The organism is Achromobacter sp. 18P8.1.1, assembly GCF_057799415.1.
In genome coordinates, this window is record NZ_JBYOKH010000101.1 from 1 (window position 1) to 511 (window position 511).

2 tRNA genes are annotated in these 511 nt (G+C 46.6%); both read right to left on the reverse strand.

The annotated features are described in order from the left end of the window. Positions 1–235: 235 nt before the first annotated feature. Positions 236–311: transfer RNA gene (locus AC27VE_RS30725), tRNA-Ala, on the reverse strand. 37 nt (positions 312–348) lie between these two features. Next, positions 349–425: transfer RNA gene (locus AC27VE_RS30730), tRNA-Ile, on the reverse strand. Between the last annotated feature and the right edge of the window lie 86 nt (positions 426–511).

Below are 511 nucleotides of genomic sequence, written 5' to 3' on the forward strand. Positions count from 1 at the left end.
GGTTATTCACCTCAGTCTTGAGAACTTGGAACAAAATAATGCAATCACAACCCGTACTTATCTTCATCGACTTGCGTCGAGTACTTGATAAGTACATTTCGTTGTGCTTCTTCCAGATTGTTAAAGAACGAATATAGCTGTTGAGTAAAACCCAACTCATAAAATCGTGAATATAAAATCAACGACGCTATGAGTTAGCCTCTACATCACCACCAGGTGAGTATTTGAGAATCAATGGTGGAGGTGAACGGGATCGAACCGATGACATCCTGCTTGCAAAGCAGGCGCTCTCCCAGCTGAGCTACACCCCCATATCCCACACAGTGACCAGCACTACGCGAAATACTTTGGTGGGTCTGGTTGGATTCGAACCAACGACCCCCGCCTTATCAAGACGGTGCTCTAACCAACTGAGCTACAGACCCAAAACCTTCTCGGATCAGTAGTCAGGTAGCTGAAGACCCAGGGAAGATTCCCTCGACCCAAGCCTACAACTGATCCCAGCTATATC